Source organism: Klebsiella sp. EMBS2024, from assembly GCF_036233805.1.
Taxonomy (GTDB): Bacteria; Pseudomonadota; Gammaproteobacteria; order Enterobacterales; family Enterobacteriaceae; genus Klebsiella; species Klebsiella pneumoniae.
Window position 1 is genome coordinate 5,040,423 of record NZ_JAZARW010000001.1, and the last position, 8,309, is coordinate 5,048,731.

General features: G+C 58.4%; 5 protein-coding genes. 3 read left to right on the plus strand and 2 right to left on the minus strand.

What is annotated here, in order from left to right; all coding sequences use genetic code 11:
• Positions 1 to 54: 54 nt before the first annotated feature.
• Both VZP09_RS23180 and msrA read right to left on the minus strand, forming a co-directional pair.
• Entirely contained in the window at positions 55 to 1,392 is a 1,338-nt protein-coding gene (locus VZP09_RS23180; RefSeq protein WP_002886718.1) for a hemolysin family protein, read from the minus strand.
• Between the two features lie 180 nt (positions 1,393 to 1,572).
• Positions 1,573 to 2,211, minus strand: a complete 639-nt coding sequence (msrA, locus tag VZP09_RS23185) for a peptide-methionine (S)-S-oxide reductase MsrA (protein WP_002886721.1) — start codon at positions 2,209 to 2,211, stop codon at positions 1,573 to 1,575.
• 208 nt (positions 2,212 to 2,419) lie between these two features.
• On the opposite strand from msrA, the gene tamA reads away from it, so the two are divergent.
• The 3 genes from tamA (at position 2,420) to VZP09_RS23200 (ending at position 8,273) form a co-directional block, all read left to right on the plus strand.
• Positions 2,420 to 4,153, plus strand: coding sequence for an autotransporter assembly complex protein TamA (gene tamA / locus VZP09_RS23190; RefSeq protein ID WP_002886722.1), 1,734 nt, complete (start codon positions 2,420 to 2,422; stop codon positions 4,151 to 4,153).
• Positions 4,150 to 7,926 (plus strand): autotransporter assembly complex protein TamB, encoded by a 3,777-nt coding sequence (tamB, locus tag VZP09_RS23195; protein WP_328795430.1) that lies wholly within the window; start codon positions 4,150 to 4,152, stop codon positions 7,924 to 7,926. Before tamA ends, tamB begins: the two co-directional genes overlap by 4 nt.
• Positions 7,927 to 7,928: 2 nt before the next feature.
• Positions 7,929 to 8,273: a gamma-glutamylcyclotransferase family protein gene (locus VZP09_RS23200; RefSeq protein WP_002886724.1), complete on the plus strand. Its 345-nt coding sequence runs from the start codon at positions 7,929 to 7,931 to the stop codon at positions 8,271 to 8,273.
• The last annotated feature ends 36 nt before the right edge of the window (positions 8,274 to 8,309 follow it).

Consider the following 8,309-nt stretch of genomic DNA (forward strand, 5'->3'; position numbering starts at 1 on the left):
GCCATAAAAAAGGGCGGATGGTCATCCGCCCTTAGGAGAGAGAAAAGATTACGCTCAGGCGTTCTGGCTTTCCGCCGTTTCCGCCTGCTTCGGCACCAGCACCGTTGGCTTGTTATCGATGCGGGTCACCAGCAGCTGGTCGATACGGTAGTTATCGATATCCACGACCTCAAACTTATAGCCGGAGAACTTCACCGCGTCGGTGCGTTTGGGGATTTTACGCAGCATAAACATCATAAAGCCGCCGATGGTCTCGTAATTCCCGGACTGCGGGAACTCGTCGATATCCAGCACGCGCATCACGTCATCAATCGGCGTACCGCCATCGATCAGCCACGAGTTTTCATCGCGGGCGACAATCTGCTCTTCCAGCCCCTGGCCGACGAGGTCGCCCATCAGGGTGGTCATTACGTCGTTGAGAGTGATGATCCCGACCACCAGCGCGTATTCATTCATGATCACCGCGAAGTCTTCCCCGGCGGTTTTGAAGCTTTCCAGCGCTTCCGACAGGGTCAGGGTGTCCGGCACGATCAACGTGTTGCGGATCTGTACGCCGCCGGTCAGCACCAGGCTCTGGTTCGCCAGCACGCGGTTCAGCAGATCTTTTGAATCGACGTAACCGATAATGTGGTCGATATCTTCATTACAGACGAGGAACTTCGAGTGCGGATGTTCGGCCACTTTATTCTTCAGGCTCTGCTCGTCTTCGTGCAAATCAAACCAAATGACGCTTTCACGCGGGGTCATGGAGGAAGGAACGGTGCGGGACTCCAGCTCGAACACGTTCTCAATTAGCTCATGCTCCTGCTTGCGCAGCACCCCGGCCAGCGCGCCGGCCTCGACCACGGCATAGATATCATCGGAAGTGATATCGTCTTTCCGCACCATCGGCAGTTTGAAGATGCGGAAGATCATGTTGGCCATGCCGTTAAACAACCACACCAGCGGGCGGAAGACTAACAGGCAGAAGCGCATCGGGTTGATGATGCGCAGGGCCACAGTTTCGGGCGCAATCATACCGATGCGTTTCGGAGTCAGGTCAGCAAACAGGATGAACAAGCTGGTGACCAGGGTAAAAGAGATGATGAAGCTCAGCTGCTCGGAGAGCTCCGGTGACAAATACCCGCTGAGCAGGCTATGAAACGCCGGTGAGAAAGCCGCGTCGCCCACAATACCGCCAAGAATGGCGACGGCGTTGAGGCCAATCTGCACGACGGTAAAGAAGGTGCCCGGGTTCTCCTGCATCTTCAGCACCCGCTGTGCGTTGACGTTGCCTTCATCGGCCAGCAGTTTCAGTTTGATTTTACGTGAGGCGGCCAGTGAAATTTCCGATATCGAAAAAAACGCACTGACGGCTATCAGACAGAGTATTACTAAAATACTGTTTAACATATCTTTTCTGACCGTTGAGGCCAGATCCTCGGAAGGGAAGTTGATAACTCAAATGTGGAATACATAAAAAACCGGTCCGAAGGCGCTGGACCGGCTGTCACACTGGCTAGTATAGCGTAAGGGAATGTAAAGCCGCCAGAGCGTTCATTGACCGCCTCGCTGTTGAGGCGGAAATCAGAATTACGCCTGAGGCGGCAGGCAGACGCCAATGCCGCCGATGCCGCAATAGCCGTGCGGGTTTTTATACAGATACTGCTGGTGATCGTCCTCGGCATAGTAGAACGGTTTGGCGGTGGCGATCTCGGTGGTGATGTGACGGGTATCGTGCGCGTCGTTCATCGCCGCCTGGAAGCGCGCGAGGCTGGCCTTTGCCGCCTCCGTCTGTTCCGGGGTCAGCGGGTAAATCGCCGAGCGGTACTGGGTGCCGTGGTCGTTACCCTGCCGCATACCCTGCGCCGGGTCGTGATTTTCCCAGAACACCTGCAATAACTGCTCATAGCTAATCACCTGCGGATCATAAACCACGCGTACCGCTTCCGCGTGACCGGTCTGGCCGCTGCATACTTCGCGATAGGTCGGATTGGGCGTATAGCCGCCAGTGTAACCTGCGGCGGTGCTGTAAACCCCCGGCAATTGCCAGAACAGGCGCTCAACTCCCCAGAAGCAGCCCATGGCGAACAGCGCCACTTCCATCCCCGCCGGGACGTTGGTCATCGAGTGGCCGTTAACTGCGTGGAGCGTCGCCACTGGCATGGGGGTATTGCGTCCAGGCAGCGCATCCGCCTGGGCGACAAGATGCGTTTTATCAAATAGACTCACGGTTGGCCTCTCAATACAGAAATCGTCGTTAAGGTTGTAACGAAGCGTGTCTTTTAACACAATAAATACGCGTAATACGTCTAGATTAATACATAAGAATTATTTGGGTTATTGCCACTTTTTCAACCCTATGTTGTTAGGGTTTTGTTAAGCCGTGGAGCGGCGCCAGTGTTTCCTGTAGAGGAAACAGGGATATTCAGGAGAAAATGTGCTAAAAATCCGCCAGTTATGTGTCACCAGCCTTTTGCTGGTCAGCGGGGTCGCCAGCGCAGCGAATGTGCGTTTGCAGGTTGAGGGATTATCCGGGGAGCTGGAGAAAAACGTTCGCGCCCAGCTTTCCACCATCCAGAGCGATGAAGTCACGCCGGATCGTCGCTTTCGCGCGCGCGTCGATGACGCCATTCGCGAAGGTCTGAAAGCGCTGGGTTATTACGAGCCGACGATTGAATTTGATTTGCGTCCGCCGCCGAAAAGGGGACGTCAGGTGCTGATCGCCAAAGTGACCCCGGGAGAACCGGTGCGCATTGGCGGAACCGAGGTGATTCTGCGCGGCGGCGCCCGCACCGATAGCGACTACCTGGCGCTGCTGAAAACGCGCCCGGCCATCGGGACGGTGCTCAACCACGGCGATTATGACGGCTTCAAGAGCTCGCTGACCCGCGTCGCCCTGCGCAAAGGCTACTTTGACAGCGAGTTTCTTAAGAGCCAGCTCGGGGTCTCCCTCGACCGTCATCAGGCGTTCTGGGATATCGATTACGACAGCGGCGAACGCTATCGCTTTGGCCACGTCACTTTCTCTGGCTCGCAAATCCGCGATGAATACCTGCAAAACCTCGTGCCGTTTAAAGAGGGCGACTACTACACCTCGCAGGATCTGGCCGAGCTAAACCGCCGCCTGGCGGCGACCGGCTGGTTCAGTTCGGTGGTGGTGGCGCCTGATTTTGCTAAGTCGCGGAAAACCAAGGTGCTGCCTCTGCAGGGCGTTGTCTCGCCTCGCAAAGAGAACACCGTGGAAACCGGGGTCGGCTATTCCACAGACGTCGGTCCGCGGGTGAAAGCCACGTGGAAAAAACCATGGGTCAACTCGTATGGCCACAGCCTGACCTCCAGCGTCAGCCTCTCCGCCCCGGAGCAACAGTTCGACTTTACCTATAAAGTCCCACTGCTGAAGAGCCCCCTCGAACAGTATTATCTGATGCAGGGCGGTTTTAAGCGTACCGACCTCAATGATACCCAGGCCGACTCTACCACCCTGGGGGTCTCGCGTTTCTGGGAGATGTCGAGCGGCTGGCAGCGAGCGATTAACCTGCGCTGGAGCCTGGATCACTTTACCCAGGCGAACGTCACCAACACCACCATGCTGATTTATCCTGGGGTCTCGGTGAACCGCACTCGCTCCCGCGGCGGCCTGATGCCTACCTGGGGCGATTCCCAGCGCTACTCGGTGGACTATTCCAACACCATGTGGGGCTCGGACATCAACTTCATCGTGATGCAGGCCCAGGACGTCTGGATCCGTACCCTCTATGACCGCCACCGCTTTGTGGTGCGCGGCAACCTTGGCTGGATCGAAGCGGACAACTTTGACAAGGTGCCGCCGGATCTGCGCTTTTTCGCCGGGGGCGACCGCAGTATTCGCGGCTATAAATACAAATCTATCTCGCCGAAGGACGATGACGGCAAGCTGATCGGGGCCTCGAAGCTGGCGACCGGCTCGCTGGAGTATCAGTACAACGTCAGTGGTAAATGGTGGGGCGCCGTGTTTGTCGATAGCGGCGAAGCGGTCAGCGATATTCGCGAGAGCGATTTCAAAACCGGCGCCGGGGTAGGCGTGCGCTGGCAGTCGCCGGTGGGGCCGATCAAGCTGGATATCGCCCGGCCGATCGGCGATAAAGAAGAGCATGGTTTACAGTTTTACATCGGTCTGGGGCCTGAATTATGAGTTTATGGAAGAAGATAAGCCTCGGCGTCTTAATCGTGTTGGTGCTCCTGCTGGGCACCGTCGGGTTCCTGGTGGGGACCACCACCGGCTTGCATCTGGTGTTCAAAGCGGCGGATCGCTGGGTACCGGGGCTGGAAATCGGCAAAGTGACCGGTGGCTGGCGTGATTTAACCCTCGATAATGTTCGCTACGAACAGCCCGGCGTGGCGGTGACCGCCGGTCAGTTTCACCTCAGCGTCAGGTTGCGCTGCCTGTGGGACAGCAGCCTGTGCGTAAACGACATCGCGCTGCGCGATATTTACGTCGCCGTCGATACCAAGAAGATGCCGCCCTCAGCGCCGGTCGAGGAAGAGGACAGCGGGCCGCTGAATCTCTCCACTCCTTATCCGATCACCCTCAGCCGCGTCGCGCTGCATAACGTCAACGTCAAAATCGATGATACCGCGGTCTCCGTGCGCGACTTTTCCACCGGCCTGAACTGGCAGGAGAAAAATCTGACCCTGACGCCGACCTCGCTGCAGGGGCTGCTGATCGCCCTGCCTAAGGTGGCGAAAGTGGCGCAGGAGCAGGTGGTTGAGCCGAAAATTGACAACCCGCAGCCGCAGGAAAAACCGCTCGGCGAGACGATGACCGACCTCTTCTCGCAGCCGGTGCTGCCGGCAATGACCGATGTCCATCTGCCGCTGAACCTCAATATTCAGGCGTTCCGCGGCGAGNAGCTGCGCCTGACCGGCGATACCGATATCACCGTGTATAACCTGCTGCTGAAAGTCAGCAGTATCGACGGCCAGATGAAGCTCGACGCCCTTGATATCGACTCCGATCAGGGCAAGGTCAGCGCCTCGGGCAGCGCGCAGCTGCAGGATAACTGGCCGGTGGACATTACCCTCGCCGGAACCCTGAACGTCGACCCGATGAAAGGGGAGAAGGTGCAGCTGAAGGTGGGCGGCGAAGTGCGTAAAACGCTCAAAGTCGGAGTGGACTTAAGCGGGCCGGTCGCGGCCACGCTGCGCGCGGATGCGCAGCTGGCGGAGGCCGGGCTGCCGCTCAATATGGAGCTGAAGAGTAAGCAGCTCGCCTGGCCGTTCAGCGGCGAGAAGCAGTTCCAGGCCGACGATGTCCAGTTGAAGTTCAGCGGCAAAATGACCGACTATGCGCTGGCCTTCTCCACCGCGGTGAAAGGTCAATCGCTGCCGCCGGCGAAAATCGCCCTCAACGCCAAAGGCAATGAACGGCAGATCAATCTCGACAAGCTGACGGTCAACGCCCTGGAAGGGAAAACCGAGCTGAAGGCGCTGCTCGACTGGCAGCAGGCGATCAGCTGGCGCGGCGAGCTGACCCTCGACGGCATCAACACCGCCAAAGAGGTGCCGGACTGGCCGTCAAAGCTTAACGGCCGGATCAAGACCCAGGGCAGCCTGTACGGCGGCAGCTGGCAGATGTCGGTGCCGGAGCTGAAAATTACCGGCAACGTGAAGCAGAACAAAGTGGATGTGGCGGGCTCGCTGCAGGGTAACAGCTATCTGCAGTGGAAAATCCCGGGACTGCATCTGGCGTTGGGCCCGAACAGCGCTGATATCAAAGGCGAGCTGGGGGTGAAGGATCTTAATCTCGACGCCACCATCGATGCGCCGCACCTGGATAATGCGCTGCCGGGGCTCGGCGGGACGGCGAAGGGCTTGGTAAAAGTGCGCGGCACTGTCGATGCGCCGCAGCTGCTGGCCGATATCACCGCCCGGGCGCTGCGCTGGCAGGAGCTGACCATCGCCCAGGTCAACGTCAAAGGGGATGTGAAATCCACCGATCAGATTGGCGGTAACCTGGACGTGCGGGTGGATCGCATCAGCCAGCCGGGGGTCAATATCAGCCAGGTGCAGCTCAATGCCAAAGGTACAGAGAAACAGCATGAGCTGCGGCTGCGCGTGCAGGGCGATCCGGTTTCCGGCCAGCTGACGCTGGCAGGCAGCTTCGAACGTCAGGCCGAACGCTGGAAGGGCTCGCTGAGCGATACCCGCTTCCAGACGCCGGTGGGGCCGGTAGCGCTGACGCGCAGCATTGCGCTGGACTATCGCAATCTGGAGCAGAAAATCAGCATCGGGCCACACTGCTGGACCAACCCGAACGCCGAGCTCTGCGTGCCTGAAACCATTGACGCGGGCGCCAGCGGACGGGCGCGGGTGAATCTCAACCGCTTCGATCTGGCGATGCTCAAGCCGTTTATGCCGGAGGCGACCCAGGCCAGCGGCGTGTTTACTGGTAATGCCGATGTGAGCTGGGACACCACCAAAGAGGGACTGCCGCAGGGCAAAGTGACCCTCAGCGGGCGCAACGTCAAGGTGACCCAGGTCGTCAACGACGCGCCGTTGCCGGTGGCGTTCGATACGCTGAACCTCAGCGCCGACCTGCACAACAATCGCGCCGAGCTGGGCTGGCTTATCCGCCTGACCAACAATGGTCAACTGGATGGGCAAGTGCAGGTTACCGACCCGCAGGGGCGGCGTAATCTCGGCGGCAATGTCAATATCAGCAATTTCTCGCTGGCGATGATCAACCCGATTTTCGCTCGTGGTGAAAAGGCAGAGGGAAGGCTCAACGCCCGTCTGCGTCTGGGCGGTAATGTGAAAAGTCCGCAGCTGTTCGGCCAGATGCAGCTGAGCGGGGTGGATATCGACGGCAACTTTATGCCGTTTGATATGCAGCCGAGCCAGCTGGCGATGAACTTCAACGGCACGCGCTCGACCCTGCAGGGGACGGTGAACACCCGCCAGGGGCAAATCGCCCTCAGCGGTAACGCCGACTGGACGCAGATCGATAACTGGCGGGCGCAAATTGCGGCGAAAGGCAGCCGGGTGCGGATCACGGTGCCGCCGATGGTGCGTCTCGATGTATCGCCGGATGTGGTGTTTACCGCCACGCCAAGCCTGTTCAATCTCGACGGCAAAGTGGATGTGCCCTGGGCGCGGATCGTGGTCAACGAGGTGCCGGAGAGCGCGGTCGGCGTCTCCTCTGATGAAGTGATGCTGGATAAAAACCTCAAACCGATTAAGCAGCAGAGCGCCAGCATCCCGATCAACAGCAACCTGACCATTCACGTCGGCAACAACGTTCGTCTGGAAGCCTTCGGCCTGAAAGCGCGTCTGACCGGTGATTTGAAAGTGGCGCAGGACAAGCAGGGGCTGGGCCTCAACGGGCAGATTAATATTCCGGACGGCCGTTTCCACGCCTATGGTCAGGACTTGATTGTCCGCAAAGGGGAGCTGCTGTTCTCCGGTCCGCCGGATCAGCCGTTGCTGAATATCGAAGCGATTCGTAACCCGGATGCCACCGAAGACGATGTGATCGCCGGCGTTCGCGTCACCGGCTCCGCCGATCAGCCGAAAGCGGAGATCTTCTCTGATCCGGTTATGTCCCAGCAGGAAGCGCTGTCTTATCTGCTGCGCGGCCAGGGTTTGAGTAGTGGTCAGAGCGATAGCGCCGCGATGACCTCAATGCTTATTGGTATGGGGGTTGCACAAAGTGGTCAGGTTGTGGGTAAAATCGGCGAGACGTTTGGCGTAAGCAACTTGGCGTTGGACACCGAAGGGGTAGGCGATTCTTCCCAGGTGGTGGTCAGCGGCTATGTACTGCCGGGTCTGCAGGTAAAATACGGGGTCGGTATCTTCGATTCCCTGGCGACGCTGACTTTACGTTATCGCCTGATGCCTAAGCTATATGTGGAAGCGGTGTCTGGCATCGACCAGGCGCTCGATTTGCTCTATCAGTTTGAGTTTTAGCAATGCGAATATTTGTTTACGGCAGTTTACGACGCAAACAAGGCAACAGCCACTGGATGACCAACGCCCAGTGGCTGGGCGCTCATAGTGTCGACGATTATCAGCTGTACAGCCTGGGCCACTATCCAGGCGCGGTGCCCGGCGAAGGCACAGTACATGGTGAAGTTTATCGTATTGATGCATCGACGCTGGCCGAACTGGATGCGCTGCGCACCAAGGGGGGCGAGTATGCGCGCCACCTGATTCAGACGCCTTACGGCAGCGCATGGATGTATGTCTATCAACGTTCCGTTGAGGGTTGTACGTTGATAGCGAACGGCAACTGGTTGGATCGCGACCAGTATTAACCACGACAGCGCCACCTTCGGGTGGCGTTGTTTTTT